We start from the raw sequence: 17038 nt of genomic DNA on the forward strand, positions 1-17038 counted from the left end.
TTACAGTATTCTTTGTAATAAAAGACAAAAACATCCTTAATTGTTTGATAAAATTTGCGCAGCTACTTAAATTATTTTCAACGGATAGCACTTGCGGTATTTTGAATTTTTGCAAATGATACTTATTATATATGTAATAAATCAATAAGTGGACTAGGCTATTTTGAGCATATGTTAATTTTATACACAAATAATTCTGATATACCTATTCCTTTTAGTAATTTTGCCTTTACATTTCAAAAAAACACTTAGGTATGTCAGTAGCCAAAAAAGAATATAAGAAGGTCACCACCAAATCACTAATAGATATGAAAGCCAATGGAGAAAAAATCTCCATGTTAACAGCATATGACTATACCATGGCCAAAATAGTTGATTCAGCCGGAGTCGATGTAATTTTAGTAGGCGACTCAGCTTCGAATGTTATGGCAGGACATGAAACTACTTTGCCTATTACTTTAGATCAAATGATTTATCATGCCTCATCGGTGGTTAGAGCCATCGATAGAGCGTTAGTAGTAGTTGATTTACCTTTCGGTACCTATCAATCGGATTCCAAAAAAGCTTTGCATTCAGCTATTCGGATCATGAAAGAAAGTGGCGGACATGCTGTAAAATTAGAAGGAGGACACGAAATCAAAGATTCCATAAAGAAAATATTAAATGCGGGAATTCCTGTAATGGGACATTTAGGGCTGACTCCTCAGTCAATCTATAAGTTCGGGACCTATACCGTAAGAGCAAAAGAAGAAGCAGAGGCCGAAAAATTGATGGAAGATGCAAAAATGCTTGAAAAATTGGGATGTTTTGCTCTAGTACTCGAAAAAATACCCGCACATTTGGCAGAACAAGTGGCTCAGAGTATTTCCATTCCAGTAATTGGGATTGGAGCAGGAGGTGGTGTAGATGGTCAAGTTTTGGTAATACATGATATGTTGGGAATGAACAACGAGTTCAGCCCCAGATTTTTAAGACGATACTTGGATTTGTACGATCAAATGAAAAACGCCATTGGAACTTATGTTACCGATGTGAAATCATGCGATTTTCCCAATGCCAATGAACAATATTAGTGCCAACTATGAAAGTACGCTCTACTAAAAATAATCTTCAAATACTTCATGAGGACAATCATTTGATAATTGTAAACAAACGAGTAGGCGATTTGGTTCAAGGCGATAAAACGGGTGACAAACCCTTATCGGAAGTAGTAAAAGAATATCTTAAAGAAAAATACAAAAAACCAGGTGAAGTTTTTCTTGGGGTAGTACATCGCTTAGATAGACCCACAACCGGCATTGTTGTTTTTGCTAAAACGTCCAAAGCATTAACTAGAATGAACGCGCTTTTTAGTGCTCGAGAAACTCAAAAAACGTATTGGGCTGTTGTTAAAAATAAACCCGAAATTGCATCAGCAACCTTGGTTCATTTCTTAAAAAGAAACGAGAAAAATAACACTTCTAGAGCCTATCTTAAAGAAGTTCCAGAAAGCAAATTGGCCCGTTTGGATTATACTGTAATCAAAGAATTAGCCCACTATTTTGCTCTAGAAGTTCAACTTCATACCGGTCGCCATCATCAAATAAGAGCGCAATTATCCGCAATTGGTTGTCCCATAAAAGGAGATTTGAAATATGGCGCCGAAAGGAGTAATCCAGATGGAGGCATTCATTTGCATGCTCGAAAATTACTCTTTGTGCATCCTGTTGCAAAAGAGCCACTTGAGATTATTGCCCCGGTTCCAGAGGATCCTATTTGGAATGCCATTTGAGGAATTGAAAAAATAAGTATATTTACTCAAGAACAATGACAGTGCTAGTAACCTTTTAATACGGGACAATGAATTATAAAATAAGTGTTGCTTATAGGAAAGAAACCTTAATAAAATTACTCAATACTATCGAAGTATTTGAAGACGAAATCATCAAAGCACTTTACGATGATTTTAAAAAACCTCCTTTTGAATCAGTTGTAACTGAGACTAGTTATGTTATCAATGAACTCAAAACTACGATCAAAAAACTAAAGCAGTGGTCAAAACCACAACGCGTATGGCCTTCTTTACTTAACTTTCCGTCTAGTGATTTTATTTTGAGGGAACCTTATGGGAAAGTGTTGGTCATTGCTCCTTGGAATTATCCTTTTCAATTGGCGCTTTGCCCATTGATAGCAGCAGTTGCGGCAGGGAATCAAGTGGTTCTTAAACCCTCAGAACTTACTCCAAATACGTCAAAAATTATTGAAAAAATAATTGAAAAGGTGTTTCATGTCAATCACGTCAAAGTAGAAAATGGTGGTGTTGAAGTATCGCAAAACTTGCTTTCACAACGATGGGATTTTATCTTTTTCACCGGAAGTGTTCCCGTTGGAAAAATTGTAGCCAAAGCAGCAGCAGAACATTTAACACCCGTTGTACTCGAATTAGGAGGTAAAAACCCCTGTATAATTGATGAAACCGCCAATTTGAAACTAGCGGCCAAAAGGATAGTTTGGGGTAAATTTATCAATGCAGGCCAAACGTGTATTGCTCCTGATTATATTTTGATTCAGTATCGAATGAAATCTCAATTTGTAGCTTTTTTGAAAGAAGAAATCCAAAACGCTTATGGGGAAAATCCACAAAATTCAAGTGATTATGCCCGTATTGTAAATGAGAAAAATTGGTTGCGATTGGTCAATTTTATAGAAAAAGATAAAATTTTGATTGGAGGCGAATCAGATATTCAGGATAAGTACATTGCGCCAACAGTTATTGAAGAAAACAACCTAGATTCTCTATTGATGAAGGAGGAAATATTTGGCCCTCTTTTGCCAATAGTAACCTATGATGAACCCAATGAAATTGATCGTATCGTTTTGAAATACGAAAAACCGTTGGCCCTTTATGTTTTTACTGAAGATCGAAATTTTGCCAACACTTTATTGAAGAAGTTTTCCTTTGGAGGAGGATGCATTAACGACACGGTAGTTCACTTCTCAAATCATCGTCTTCCTTTTGGAGGAGTGGGGCATAGTGGTATAGGGGCGTATCATGGGCAATTAAGTTTTGATGTTTTTTCGCACAAAAAAGGAATTGTTAAAAAGGGAAATTGGTTAGATGTACCCTTGAGATACGCACCTTACAAAGGTAAATTAGAATCAATTAAAAAAATCCTGAAATGGATATAGAAAGAACAGTTAGCGAAGCCATACATTACAGAAGATCGGTTAGAGTTTTTAAAGAAGAAGCTTTAGATACTCAAAAAGTAAAAGATTGTATTGCTTTGGCTACTTTGGCCCCAACGAGTAGCAATATGCAACTTTGGGAATTTTATCACGTGGTAAACCCAACTGTAATTCAGAAAATTGCTACAGCTAGTTTTGACCAAAATGCCGCCAAAACCGCTAATCAATTGGTGATTGTAGTGGCTAGAAAAGATTTATGGAAAAAAAGACAACAGGCTAATGTTGCTTTTTTAAAAGGTCAATATGGTAATAAATCGGCATCTGAATATTCCAGACGTGAAAAATTCGCACTGAATTATTATCAAAAGCTTATTCCTACTCTTTATTTTGATATTTTTGGAATACTAGGGATGCTGAAATTTGTTGTTTTTCAACTTATGGGATTGTTTAAACCCATTTATCGTCAAGTTAGAAATAGCGATATGCGAATTGTAGCACATAAAAGTGCTGCTTTGGCGGCACAAAATTTCATGGTAAGTATGGCTGCCATTGGATACGATACCTGCCCTATGGAAGGTTTTGACTCGTTAAGAGTCAAACAAATTCTAGGATTGCCCTCATCTTCCGAAATCACTATGATTCTCGGCTGTGGAATTCGAGATAAAGATGGCATCTATGGTGATCGATTTAGAGTTCCTTTTAATGATGTTTACACACAAATCTAATTTTACTTCTTATGACCAATCAAAATCAACCTTTAAGTCCAAACCCTGATAGTAAAGCTTTAGACTTTGAAAATGTAATTAACGATTCATTTACAACCTACAGAAAAATTGCAGTTTATGCAGGATTAGCTTTGCTAGTGTTTAGTTTTATTTTTCTGATTTTTGCTACAGCGATTTTGGCTAATTTTATTAACCCAGAACAAATGAACGAAAAAACCATTGAGGGATATCAAAAGTTATTACTTACCAAACCTTATAGTTGGTATTATACGGGATTTGCAATACTAATCGGTTGTGTTTTGAGTCCTTTTCTTGCTGGATTTTATAAAATGGCAGATGCTGCTGAAAAAAATATCTCTTTTGGTATTAGAAATTTATTTTCATGTTACTCTTCTCCCTATGTTGGGCCTATTCTTGTGGCAACTTTTTTAATAAATGTTGTTACAAATGCGATAAATTTAGGTATGGAAGAAGCAGGACTTCCTTTAGTTAGTATCTTATTAATATTGCCAATAAATTTTCTAACACTGTTAACTATACCTCTGATAGTATTGAAAAATTATGGTGCCATAGAAGCAATTAAACGAAGTATGACTATCGTTTCTCAAAATCCAATCGTGATTTTTATGTTGGCAGTATTAGGGATATTGGCTACTTTGTTAGGTCTTTTTGCCTTTTGTATTGGTATTTTCTTTACCTATCCCTTTTTTATCGCTTTACTTTATACTATTGTAAATCATACCGAACCTTTAGGAGAAGATTAAAATAGTGTTTTGTCGTTTTAGTGTTGCTTTTTATACTCAAATAGTAATTATGAAAAAAAATAATATTACTATGCGATAATTTATTAATTTTAAAGGTAATAATCATAAAATCAACATTGTATGAAATGGCAGGGTAGAAGACAAAGCGATAATATGGAAGACCGCCGAGGGATGTCAGCCGGCGGAAAAACTATTTTAGGTGGTGGAATTTTGGGTATAATAATATTACTTCTGAATACCTTTGGTGGCGAAAATGCCCAAATGATTACGCCAGTTTTGGAACAACTCAACAATCAATCACAAGGCGCACCAACAGAGCAACGCGCTTTAACAGCCAGTGAAATTGAAGAGGGAAATTTTGTCAAAACCCTATTGGCCGACAATGAAGATGTTTGGCAAAAAATATTTCAAGAAAACAATCTTCCCTTTGAAGCGCCTAAACTGGTCCTGTTTAGTGGCCAAGTGAATACCGCTTGTGGAGGAGCAAGCTCTGCCTCGGGTCCTTTTTATTGTCCTGGAGATAAAGTAATCTATATGGACATGACTTTTTTTGAGGAATTGCGAACCCGCTTTGGAGCTAAGGGTGGAGATTTTGCAGTTGCTTATGTACTCGCTCACGAATTCGGACATCATATACAAACCATTTTAGGAACTTCGGCCAAAATGCGCCAACTTCAGCAAGGCAAAAGTCAAGCCGAGGCCAATAAACTCTCAGTAGCTTTAGAACTTCAAGCTGATTTTTATGCCGGTCTTTGGACACATTATAACGAAAAACAAAATGCGATGCTAGAACCTGGCGATATAGATGAAGCAATTAGTGCTGCCCAAGCCGTTGGCGACGATGCCATTCAAAAGAAAATGCAAGGACATGTGGTACCCGATTCTTTCACACATGGTACTTCTGAGCAGCGTATATATTGGTTTACCAAAGGATTTAAATCCGGAGATATCCGTCAAGGGAATACGTTTGATTATATCCAATAGCACTTTTTTTTGGAGCGCATTAATAGGTTTTTTGGGTATTATGGGTTCCTGCTCTACACTGTATCTTTTGGGGCAACAAAAAGGATCTCTAAGCCCCAAAAGGATGCCGTTTCGATCAGGGCTAAAGAGCAACCAAAGCCCTTTTTTGTGAGCATTATCCCAACCAACCTTCTCGGTCCAAACTTCTGTACTGAATCGCTTCGGCTATATGTGAGGCTTCTACATTTTCAGAGGCTTCTAAGTCGGCTATGGTTCGTGCAACTTTTAAAATACGATCATAGGCCCTTGCCGATAAATTCAAACGTTCCATAGCTGTTTTTAAAAGCTCTTTAGAGGAATCATTCAGACTACAAAATTCGCGAATGTGTTTGGTATTCATTTGGGCATTGTAGTGAATGGATTCCATGGAAGCAAAGCGTTTACTTTGTAGGTCTCTTGCTTCAGTAACTCGTTTTCTAATTTCAACACTACTTTCCGCTTTTCTATTATCAGATAATTTTTCGAATGGAACAGGCGTTACTTCTATGTGTATGTCAATTCTGTCCAAAAGCGGTCCCGAAATTTTACTCAAATACCGTTGCATTTCATGTGGGGAGGAAGTTTGAGGTGCGCTCGGGTCGTTGAAAAAACCACTCGGACTCGGATTCATACTAGCCACCAACATAAATGAAGAAGGGTAGGTCACCGTGAATTTAGCTCTAGAAATCGTTACTTCACGGTCTTCCAAGGGTTGTCGCATGACTTCCAAAACATCGCGTTTGAATTCGGGTAATTCATCCAAAAACAAAACGCCATTATGCGCCATAGAGATTTCTCCGGGTTGAGGATAACTGCCGCCCCCTACTAATGCCACATTAGAAATGGTATGATGCGGACTGCGAAACGGGCGTTGATTCATTAACCCCACTTCTTTTAACTTCCCAGCAACACTATGAATTTTGGTAGTCTCCAAAGCTTCTTTTAAAGTCATTGGAGGTAAAATACTAGGCAATCGCTTGGCTAACATTGTTTTTCCTGCGCCGGGAGGACCAATTAATATAATATTATGTCCGCCAGCTGCAGCAATTTCCATACATCGTTTGATGCTCTCTTGTCCTTTGACATCAGAAAAATCATGCTCTGGGAAATCTAAGGTTTTATAAAACTCAGCCCGGGTATCAATCTTAGTAGCTTCAAGAGTGCCCTTTCCTTGAAGAAAATCAATGACTTCTTGTACGTTTTCAACTCCATATACGTCCAAACCTGCTACTATAGCTGCTTCTTTTACATTTTGCTTAGGTAGGAAGAAACCTTTGAATCCTTCTTCTTTCGCTTTGATAGCTATTGGTAAAGCGCCTTTTATGGGTTGTAAACTTCCGTCCAAAGACAATTCCCCCATAATTATGTAATCCTCTAGAACTGTTGTTTTGATTTGTCCAGAGGCAACCAAAATTCCAATGGCCAAAGTCAAATCATAAGCAGAACCTTCTTTGCGAAGATCGGCAGGGGCCATATTGATGGTGATTTTTTTACCAGGTAAGGAATAGCCATTGTTTTTAAGTGCAGCGGCTATGCGATAACTACTTTCCTTGATAGCATTATCGGGTAGTCCTACCAAATGATATCCTACTCCATTGTCTATATTAACTTCAACTGTTATTGTAGTGGCTTCTACTCCAAAAACAGCACTACCGAAAACTTTAACTAGCATAAAATGAATATTTTGCGTAAAAATAACTTTTTTATTGAAATAATAACAGTACTCAACTTGTTAAATATTAATTTTTATAAAATATTGATAGTCAGTATTTTTTCTTTATATGAATTTGTAATTTTTATTTGTAATTTTCTTAAATTTATGATTTATATCATAAATAAAGATAAAAAGGTCCTCTATTTTTACGCTAAATTATTAGTGTATTAACTTAATCTTACAACTTATATGGAAATAGTAAAAAAAACCTGTCTATTAGTATTTTTGATAATTGGCACATTTGGTTTTGCTCAGGAGGTAGCGGTAGATCTTCAAATTCGCCCTCGTTTTGAATTTAGAAATGGTTTCAAAAGCCCACTTTTAGATTCGGAAGAGGCCACTTCATTTATTTCGCAACGTTCTCGTGTCAATTTTTCTTTTCATCAAGATAAATTAACTACTAAATTAAGTGTGCAAGACATTCGTACATGGGGAGACGCTGCTACTACGGCAACTGCTGGTAAAAATGGGTTGGCTGTTTTTGAAGCTTGGGCTGCGTATCAATTCAATGATAATTGGTCAACCCGATTAGGACGACAAGTTCTTTCGTATGATAATGAAAGGATTATGGGTGGAATTGATTGGTTGCAACAAGGGCAAAGTCACGACGCAGCTTTAATCAGTTACAAAAAAGGAAAAAGTCAATTAGATTTAGGATTAGCCTTAAATGCCAATGCGGAGAATTTAGTGGAACCGAAAACACCTTATACTACCAATTACAAGTCGATGCAATATGCTTGGTTTCATAATAATTGGTCAAAAATTAATATGAGTGTGTTATTTTTGAATACGGGTTATGAATTTCAAAAAAACGCGACCGAATTGGAGGTAGATTACAAACAAACCTTTGGGACCTATCTCACTTACAAAGAAAATAGATGGGATGCTAATCTTGGATTGTATGCGCAAACAGGACAAAGTGCGGGTAAACAATTAAGTGCTTGGTATGCTTCAGGTTTTGTAAATTATGCTATTGTTGATGGTTTTTCTGCAGGTTTAGGATATGAATTTCTTTCGGGGAAAGATCAAAATGATACCGATTCTAAGTTGAAATCATTCACTCCATTATTCGGTACCAACCATGCTTTCAATGGATTGATGGATTATTTTTATGTAGGGAATCATCAAAATAATGTGGGTTTACAAGATGCTTATTTGAAGTTGAATTACAAAAATAAACAATGGCAATTTACTTTGGTACCACATATTTTTAATGCTCCAAGTAAGGTTTTTGATGCGCAAGGCAAAAAAATGGATAGTTATTTAGGAACAGAAATTGATTTCACAGCTTCCTATGTTTTACAAAAAGACATTGTTTTAAGTGGTGGGTTTTCTCAAATATTTACTTCTTCCACTTTGGAGCGTGTAAAAAATGTAACCAATGCTGCCGATGCCAACAATTGGGCTTGGGTAATGGTTTCTTTCAATCCAAAATTATTTAGCACTAGTAAGAAATAATTACAAATAGCTGTTTTTCAATAATTTTCACTAAATTAGAACAGCCAAAATGACTATATTTTAATCTTTTTAACCTTAAAAAATTACCACATGAAAACATGGCTAGATAAATGGGACCCAGAAGACAATGAATTTTGGGAAAAAACTGGTAGCGCAATTGCGTGGAAAACCCTAATCATTACAACCTTATCTTTAACACTGTCGTTTGCCTCATGGTTTATGATGAGTGTTATATCAGTAAAATTACCAGGCCTTGGATTTTCCTTTTCTAAAGACCAACTGTTTTGGTTGGTAGCAATTCCAGGACTTGCCGCTGGATTTTTAAGAATAGTGCATACTTTTATTTTGCCCATTTTTGGTACTAGACACGTGGTAGCATGGGCAACCATAATTAAACTAATTCCTGTTATTGGTATTGGTTTTGCGGTTATGGATACGAGTACACCTTTTTGGGTATTTGCTATTTTAGCCTTTACCTGTGGTTTTGGTGGAGGAGATTTTTCGTCTTACATGCCTAGTACAAGTTTGTTTTTTCCTAAAAGGTTAAAGGGGACTGCTTTAGGTATACAAGCAGGTATTGGTAACTTTGGTGTGTCATTGGCTCAGTTTGTTACACCTCTAATTTTGAGTGTGAGTCTCTATGGTGCAGGGGCTGTTTTTACTAGTATTGATGCTAAAGAAGCACTAACGCTTTTTAAAACGGTAGAAGTGACCAAACAAAAAGAGGTTTTTAATTCCTTAGATGTTCAGGTTCAAAACGGTGTATTGTCCTCTGTAAAACCGGCAGTTTTAGACTCTGTAAAAGCTACAATTACTACTTCAGATAATGCCACTGTTTTTTCAGCACTTCCCGCCAAAGCTAAGGCCAAAGCCATGGCGAATGCCAATCCAAAATTAGCGGAGAAAATCTTAAATGATTTAAGTGCAGGTAATAAAGCGGTGGTCAACAAAGAAATTTTTATTCAATCGGCAGCCTTTTGGTATGTTCCATTTCTTATTATTTTATCGATTATCAGCTGGTTTTATCTCAGAAGTATTCCGATGCATTCTTCAATAAAAGAGCAAATGGATATTTTTGGCAACAAGCATACTTGGTATTGTACCATTACTTATGTTATGACTTTTGGAACGTTTGCTGGATTATCGGCAGCATTTCCTTTAATGATTAAGTTCTTATATGGCGATTTTCCCAACGCTCCCGATCCTTTAGTCTACGCTTTTTATGGCCCCTTAATTGGTTCGGCGAGTCGTGTGGCTTTTGGTTTTGTGGCTGATAGAGTTGGAGGCGCAATTCTAACCACATTAACTGGGCTCGGAATCATTGGAGGAGCTATAATTTTAATTACTCAAGGTTTAGTATCGCCTACTAGTCTGGATCAGTTCCCTATGTTTGTGGGAGTAATGTTTGTAATGTTCTTTTTTACTGGAGTGGGCAATGCAGGAACTTTTAGACAATATCCTATCATATTTGCCGAAAATCAACGCCAAGCTGCAGGCGTTATCGGTTGGACGGCTGCCATTGCTGCTTTTGGACCTTTTATTTTTTCAAAATTAATTGGAAATAATTTAACGGCTAATGGAACTGTAAATCAATTCTTTACGGGATTAATTTTATTTTGTATCTTAGCTACTATCATCAATTGGTGGTTTTACAATAGAAAAGGTTGCGAGAAACCAAGTTAGTGAAAATCTTGAGTAATTAATTTGTTAGGTATTACCATGAAAAATAAAAATCTCAATACAAAAGCATTACTAATTGCAACAGGACTTTCTATTGTGATGATTGCCTTGGTGTTTTTTGGTTCTAGAAAATTGCAAAATTTCGATGCGGCTTTAATTACGTATTTGTTTGGAACTGTTTTCGCTTTTTTCGGAATAGTCTATCGCTATTCGGTGTGGTTGCAAAGACCGCCTACTTGGATTTATTTCAAAAGAGGCGTTACGTATTTGGTTACCGGAAAGGTGTTTTCTCATTTTTGGTTTGCTACCAAGGAATCTGTCGAAAATATCGCTTTTCAAAAGTTTATTTATCCTAGAGGAAAATACCGCTGGGTGGCGCATTTTATGATAGCCGTGGGATGTACCTCTGCTTTTTTGATTACCATTCCACTCACCTTCGGTTGGATTCACTTCGCTATGGCGCCCAATACGATTGCTACCTACGAAGCCTATTTCTTTGGATTTAAAGTAATGGATTTTGAACTCGATTCCATTATGGCGTTTCTCACTTTTCATGCCTTGAATTGGTCGTCTTACCTAGTAATTTTTGGGTCTTTATATTATTTAAGAAGACGTTTGACCCATCCCGGTTTGATTGCTACTCAAACTTTTGAAGGCGATTTATTGCCGCTGATTTTGTTGATTGCTATTTCAGTGACAGGTTTAGGATTGACCTATTCGTATCAATTCATGAAAGGATTCGCCTTTGATTTCTTGGCGGTTTTACATGCCGTTACCGTGATTTTGTTTTTGATTTGGATTCCCTTTGGAAAATTTTTCCACATCATTCAAAGACCCGCTCAAATTGGGGCACATATTTATAAAAAACAAGGCATGAAAATGGGTATGGCTGTATGTCCTCATACTGGAGAAGAATTTGCTACCAAATTACACATCCAAGATTTGAAAACAGTAACTAAAGAATTAGGGTTCGATTTTTCGCATGAAGATGGTACTTCTCATTTGGATTTGAGTCCAGAAGGCAAAAGATCCCGATTGGCACAAGCTCATTTGAAGGCAAGACAAGCGGGGGGAAATTTGTTTGGATAGTTTTGGAAGTTAGCCCTTCGACTTCACTCAGGGTGACGAGTTAGAGGTTAACCCTTCGACTCCGCTCAGGTTGATGAGGTAAAGGATAGAAGTTAGATTTTAGAAGCAAGGAACGGAATACTGACAATTGTAAAAAATATAAAATGGCAAAATTACCCGTATCAGAAGAAAACATTATTGCCAAGTTTGGTCCACACTTGAATTATGCTCCCAAAGATGGCTATGAAGGTAGAGATGAACCCGATAAAAATGTAAAAACCCATTGTTGTTTTTGTGGCATGCAATGCGGTATCGAATTGTTGGTCAAAGACAACAAAGTGGTGGGTTTTGAACCTTGGATGGAATTCCCGTTTAATGAAGGGAGATTATGCCCCAAAGGCGTACAACGCTATCTGCAAAACAATCACCCCGACCGATTACTTGCACCACATAAAAGGGTAGAGGGTAAAGGATTTGTACCTACTTCTTGGGACGAGGCTTTGGGTACCACCGTTTCTGAAATTCAACGTATTCAAGAAAAATATGGGAAAGATGCTTTTTCGATGCTCTCCGGTGTTTCCTTGACCAACGAAAAAAGTTATTTGGTGGGTAAATTTGCTAGAGTCGCTTTGAAAACCAAAAACTTAGACTACAACGGTCGTTTGTGTATGGTGAGCGCTGGAGCGGGTAATAAGAAAGCTTTTGGTTTGGATAGAGCCTCTAATAATTATTCTGATTTAGAATATGCTGAAGTCATTATTGTGGCGGGAGCCAATATTAGCGAAACGTTTCCGACCTTAACCCATTGGATTTGGAAAGCCCGCGATCGCGGTGCTAAGATTATTGTAGTAGATCCGCGAATGATTCCTCTGGCTAGAACTGCCGATATTCATTTGGATGTTCGCCCGGGAACGGATTCAGCCTTGTATGGCGCCATGTTGAACTATTTAGTAGCGAATGATCTTTTGGATCACGATTTTATTGATAATTACACTTCCGGATTTCAAGAAACAATTGATGCGGTAAAAGACTATACGTTAGAATGGGCTGAGGAAGTAACTGGAATCGATAAGAATAAAATAAAAGCTGCCGCCGAATTATGGGGCAAAGCCAAAACCAGTTTTTTATTACATGCTCGAGGAATTGAACACCATTCCAAAGGTGTGGACAATGTTGTAGGTTGTATTAATTTAGTATTAGCAACAGGTAGAATCGGGAAACCCTATTGTGGTTACGGAACGATAACTGGGCAAGGAAATGGTCAAGGTGGTAGAGAACACGGGCATAAATGCGATCAATTGCCTGGCAATCGAGATATCGAAAATCCAGAACACCGTAAATATATTTCGGAAGTTTGGGGTATCAATGAAAAGGATTTACCCGGAAAAGGATTGTCTGCTTACGAAATTATAGAAGCCATTCATCGTGGAGAAATAAAAGGATTGCTTTCGATTTGTTTCAACCCTCTGGTGTCTTTGCCTAATAGCAATTACGTTCGCGAAGCCTTAGAAAAATTAGAATATTATGTTGCTATCGACTTTTTCTTGAATGAAACAGCTCGTCATGCCGATATGATTTTGGCGGGTTCTTTACAAGAAGAGGAGGAAGGTACCACCACCTCGGCAGAAGGGCGCGTTATCCGTATTCGTCAAGCGGTAACCCCACCGGGTGATGCCAGAACGGATACTTCCATTTTATTAGAGTTGGCGGATCGTTTGGGGGCCAAAGATAAATTTACCTACGACAATAGTGAAGCCGTTTTTAACGAATTGCGAGTAGCGTCCAAAGGAGGAACCGCCGATTATAACGGAATTACCTATAAAAGAATTGAAGATAATATGGGCATTTTTTGGCCTTGCCCTACCGAAGATCACCCCGGAACCCCACGCCTTTGGGAAGATAGAAAGTTTAAAACCCCCGATGGGAAAGCCCATTTTAACCCAGCACCATATAAATTGCCAGGTGAAGTAGTCGATGCAGAATATCCCGTGGTTTTGACAACAGGTCGAGTGGTTTCTCAGTATTTGAGTGGTACGCAAACTCGAAGAATAGGGAAATTAGTAGATCAATTTCCAGAACCCTTGCTAGAAATTCATCCCAAATTAGCCCAGCACTATGGTATCCAACAAAGAGAATTGGTAAAAGTGTCCACCCGAAGAGGAGAAGGAATTTTCCCAGCGAATATCGTTGAAACCATTAGAGAGGATACGGTTTTCATCCCGTACCATTGGTCCGGAAAAAAGTCGGCCAATCAGTTAACACCCGGAACTTTAGATCCAGTTTCTAAAATACCCGAATTCAAAGTTAGTGCTTGCCGATTGGAACCTCTGAGAGAAATAGCAGGACCGGCTAAAGAATCAACAGCGTATGCCAGTGTTTAATCTATAAAAGAGAAATATGAACTATACTAGTTTCAATACCAACGAGGAGTTTTTTGTAGATATGCAACGATGCATTGGCTGCAAAGCTTGTGAGATGGCTTGTGCCGAATGCGAAACCAATGGGCAAGATTCCATGATTCATGTCAATTATGTAGATAGAGCGTCGACGATTCAAACTACGGTGCAGGTTTGTATGCATTGCGAGGACCCAGTGTGTGCCAATGTGTGTCCAGCCGATGCCATTTCAAAAGATGAATTTGGGATAGTGCATACAGCCAATACTGAGCGTTGTATCGGTTGTTCCAATTGTGTGATGGCTTGTCCGTTTGGCGTGCCTAAAAAGGAAGAATCTTACGATTTGATGATGAAGTGTACCATGTGTTATGACCGAACCAGCATTGGCAAAAAACCGATGTGCGCTACCGTTTGTCCTAGTGGGGCTTTGTTTTATGGTACCAGAGCTGAAATTGAAGAAATGCGACCTAATAGCACCCCTGTCAATACGTTTGTTTTTGGAAAAGAAGTAGTCAATACCAAAGTCAATATTATGATGCCCAAAGGAAGTACGGAATTAATCATTTATTAGAAATTCCCAACTCCAAAGGTAATTTCAAAGCAAAATGAACACCCATAATAGATAATAGAAAATAGATAATAGAAAATAGAAAATAGATAATAGAAAATAGAAAATAGATAATAGATAATAGATAATAGAAAATAGATAATAGATAATAGATAACAGATAATAGATAACAGATAACAGATAACAGATATCAGATAACAGATAACAGATATCAGATAATAGATAACAGATAATAGATAACAGATAATAGATAATAGATAACAGATAACCGAAAACCCATAACCCATAACCGATAACTGATAACTGATAACCGATAACTGATAACCGAAAACAGATAACTGTCCTATGTCAAAAGAAGATAACTTAAATAAAAATTGGAAAAAGGATTTTCCAATTCTCAAGCAACAAGCGAGTAATGTGAGTCGCCGTGATTTTGCCAAATTCCTCACCTTGGTTTCTGGTGGATTGATGGTGGGAAGTGGACTAGTTGCTGCCAAAGCCTATATACTCCCAAAAGAAGAAGTAGCAGGCGAACATTTCGTGTGTAAAAAAGACGAAATTCCTGTAGGAGGTACTCGTGCTTTTGTGATTGAAGGCAGCACCATTCCTTATATTTTAATTCATTTAGAATCGGGAGAATTCAAAGCCTATGAACAAAAGTGTACCCATTTGTCTTGCTCTGTTTTTTACAAACCCGGTACGGATATTATTTATTGTCCTTGCCATAATGGTTCTTTTGATGCCAAAACAGGAGAAGTATTAGCCGGCCCTCCGCCAAGAGCACTGCCAAATCTAGAAGTATTTTTAAATGGGAATGACATTTTTGTAAAAGCTTCCACTAGTGAAGCACAGTCGGTTTAAACTGAGCAAAAAGTATCAGTAATACCAATATACCACAAACGATAAATTTAAAACAAACGGATAAATGAGCACTTTTAGAACCCGTCAGAATCAAGCGAATCCCAACAAACTGAATAATATTCTCTCTACCTTGATATTTATATTGATATTGAATGTTACGATACAAATTTGGTTGTTGTATGCTTCTTTGAACAATGCTTTAGAAAATAATCGAGAGATTTTGATTCCGGCATTTATTGCCTCACTGATTCTCTTTTTAATTGGTTTTGGATGGTTGTATTATTTGCCTTCAGGAAATAAACAACAACAATAAATGCAATTTATGTTACATTCTGACACCGTAAAATCAATTCGGAATTGTACTTTTGAATGCATCAAAAACTAACTTTATGATTACCGTTTCAGAAGCGTTTTCAATTTTACAAAATAATCTACCTACTCCTAAAGAAGAATATTGCTCTTTGCTTGAAGCTAGAAAAAAGACACTTTCACAGTCCATCCTTTCTCCAATCCACATGCCGCCTTTTCGACAATCGGCTATGGATGGTTATGCGGTTGGTATACACGAGAATCTAACCTATGAAATTATTGGTGAAATCAAAGCGGGCGATGCCGAATCTTTTGTTTTGAAACCCGGTCAAGCAGTGAAGATTTTTACAGGGGCTCCTGTCCCAGATACAGCCCAAGCTATGATTCCGATTGAAAAAGTTACTGTGACACAATCGGTTTTGACACTACAAAGTACGCCACAACTCGAAGATAACATTCGCCCCATTGGGGAGCAAATCAAAAAAGGGGAGCTAGCCCTAGAAAAAGGCACTGAGTTGGATGCTGCTGCCATAGGTTTTTTGGCGGCTTTAGGAATAACGACTGTTCCGGTATTTAAAAAACCAAGTGTTGGAATAGTGGTAACGGGCAACGAATTGCTCTCCCTAGGTAGGCCTTTAACGTATGGTAAAGTGTATGAAAGCAATGGTGTAATGCTTGAAGCGGCTTTATTGGATGCTTTTTTTCAAGAGGTTGCGCGTTACACTGTAAAAGATGATTTTGAAAGTACCAAAAACGCCCTTCAAACCGCCATTGAAAAGCACGATGTGATTTTGGTTTCTGGCGGAATTTCGGTAGGCGATTATGATTTTGTTGCTCAAGCTCTTCAAGAATTACAAGTAAATACGTTGTTTCATAAAGTCAATCAAAAGCCAGGGAAGCCCCTTTTTGCTGGAAAAGTAAATGAAAAGATGATTTTTGCATTGCCCGGAAATCCAGCGGCTTGTTTAACCTGTTTTTATGTGTATGTGTTGCCAACATTAAAAAAACTTTCTGGTATAGATTTTCAATTTGATACCACAAAGCGAAGAGGCTTACTTCACGATTATATCGTCAATAATTCCCGAGCTCAATTTTTAAAAGCTTTTGTTTCTGAAGAGGGAGTCAGGGTCTTGTCGCATCAAGCTTCTTCTATGTTGAATTCGTTTGCTGTTGCCAATGCCTTGATATACATATCTGAAGGTAATTATGAGCTAAAAAAAGGAAAAACTGTACCAGTGTATTTGTTTTAATCTCAATTAACAACCTTTTTTTTTATTTATTTAGTAAAAATTGTAGTAAAAGCAAATTTTTATCTTCTCTTTATTTTG

At 37.3% G+C, this 17038-nt stretch carries 15 protein-coding genes; 14 read left to right on the forward strand and 1 reads right to left on the reverse strand.

Annotation, left to right across the window (positions count from 1 at the left end; translation table 11 throughout):
• Positions 1 to 254 precede the first annotated feature (254 nt).
• The 6 genes from panB (at position 255) to ypfJ (ending at position 5638) form a co-directional block, all read left to right on the forward strand.
• Complete coding sequence (gene panB, locus ACZIX2_RS09465; RefSeq protein WP_463339860.1) at positions 255 to 1073, forward strand: 3-methyl-2-oxobutanoate hydroxymethyltransferase; 819 nt, start codon at positions 255 to 257, stop codon at positions 1071 to 1073.
• A gap of 8 nt (positions 1074 to 1081) precedes the next feature.
• Positions 1082 to 1771, forward strand: coding sequence for an RluA family pseudouridine synthase (locus ACZIX2_RS09470; RefSeq protein ID WP_463339861.1), 690 nt, complete (start codon positions 1082 to 1084; stop codon positions 1769 to 1771).
• Positions 1772 to 1839: 68 nt separating this feature from the next.
• Positions 1840 to 3168 (forward strand): aldehyde dehydrogenase, encoded by a 1329-nt coding sequence (locus ACZIX2_RS09475; RefSeq protein ID WP_463339862.1) that lies wholly within the window; start codon positions 1840 to 1842, stop codon positions 3166 to 3168.
• Positions 3159 to 3890 (forward strand): nitroreductase family protein, encoded by a 732-nt coding sequence (locus tag ACZIX2_RS09480; RefSeq protein ID WP_463339863.1) that lies wholly within the window; start codon positions 3159 to 3161, stop codon positions 3888 to 3890. Before ACZIX2_RS09475 ends, ACZIX2_RS09480 begins: the two co-directional genes overlap by 10 nt.
• Positions 3891 to 3901: 11 nt before the next feature.
• Positions 3902 to 4654 (forward strand): DUF2189 domain-containing protein, encoded by a 753-nt coding sequence (locus ACZIX2_RS09485; protein WP_463339864.1) that lies wholly within the window; start codon positions 3902 to 3904, stop codon positions 4652 to 4654.
• A 120-nt stretch (positions 4655 to 4774) separates the two neighbouring features.
• A complete protein-coding gene (gene ypfJ, locus ACZIX2_RS09490; RefSeq protein ID WP_463339865.1) occupies positions 4775 to 5638 on the forward strand; it encodes a KPN_02809 family neutral zinc metallopeptidase in 864 nt (287 codons plus the stop codon).
• 154 nt (positions 5639 to 5792) lie between these two features.
• Here the strand turns inward: ypfJ and ACZIX2_RS09495 are convergent, their stop codons facing one another.
• On the reverse strand, positions 5793 to 7328 hold the full coding sequence (locus tag ACZIX2_RS09495) for a YifB family Mg chelatase-like AAA ATPase (protein ID WP_463339866.1): 1536 nt from the start codon (positions 7326 to 7328) through the stop codon (positions 5793 to 5795).
• A 231-nt stretch (positions 7329 to 7559) separates the two neighbouring features.
• On the opposite strand from ACZIX2_RS09495, the gene ACZIX2_RS09500 reads away from it, so the two are divergent.
• The 8 genes from ACZIX2_RS09500 (at position 7560) to ACZIX2_RS09535 (ending at position 16960) form a co-directional block, all read left to right on the forward strand.
• Positions 7560 to 8828, forward strand: a complete 1269-nt coding sequence (locus ACZIX2_RS09500) for an alginate export family protein (RefSeq protein ID WP_463339867.1) — start codon at positions 7560 to 7562, stop codon at positions 8826 to 8828.
• Positions 8829 to 8918: 90 nt separating this feature from the next.
• Positions 8919 to 10511 (forward strand): MFS transporter, encoded by a 1593-nt coding sequence (locus tag ACZIX2_RS09505; RefSeq protein WP_463339868.1) that lies wholly within the window; start codon positions 8919 to 8921, stop codon positions 10509 to 10511.
• A 36-nt stretch (positions 10512 to 10547) separates the two neighbouring features.
• The gene (locus tag ACZIX2_RS09510; RefSeq protein ID WP_463339869.1) at positions 10548 to 11597 is read left to right on the forward strand and encodes an MFS transporter; all 1050 of its coding nucleotides are present in this window, start codon (positions 10548 to 10550) and stop codon (positions 11595 to 11597) included.
• Positions 11598 to 11740: 143 nt separating this feature from the next.
• Positions 11741 to 13957 carry a molybdopterin oxidoreductase family protein gene (locus tag ACZIX2_RS09515; RefSeq protein WP_463339870.1) on the forward strand — a complete coding sequence of 739 codons (2217 nt, stop codon included), beginning with the start codon at positions 11741 to 11743 and terminating at the stop codon, positions 13955 to 13957.
• A 16-nt stretch (positions 13958 to 13973) separates the two neighbouring features.
• Positions 13974 to 14543, forward strand: coding sequence for a 4Fe-4S dicluster domain-containing protein (locus ACZIX2_RS09520; RefSeq protein ID WP_463339871.1), 570 nt, complete (start codon positions 13974 to 13976; stop codon positions 14541 to 14543).
• A 342-nt stretch (positions 14544 to 14885) separates the two neighbouring features.
• The gene (locus ACZIX2_RS09525; protein ID WP_463339872.1) at positions 14886 to 15401 is read left to right on the forward strand and encodes a Rieske (2Fe-2S) protein; all 516 of its coding nucleotides are present in this window, start codon (positions 14886 to 14888) and stop codon (positions 15399 to 15401) included.
• 64 nt (positions 15402 to 15465) lie between these two features.
• Positions 15466 to 15714 (forward strand): DUF6755 family protein, encoded by a 249-nt coding sequence (locus ACZIX2_RS09530; protein WP_159686467.1) that lies wholly within the window; start codon positions 15466 to 15468, stop codon positions 15712 to 15714.
• Positions 15715 to 15790: 76 nt separating this feature from the next.
• Entirely contained in the window at positions 15791 to 16960 is a 1170-nt protein-coding gene (locus ACZIX2_RS09535; RefSeq protein ID WP_463339873.1) for a molybdopterin molybdotransferase MoeA, read from the forward strand.
• Positions 16961 to 17038 lie beyond the last annotated feature (78 nt).

The sequence above is a fragment of the Flavobacterium riviphilum genome (assembly GCF_055231795.1).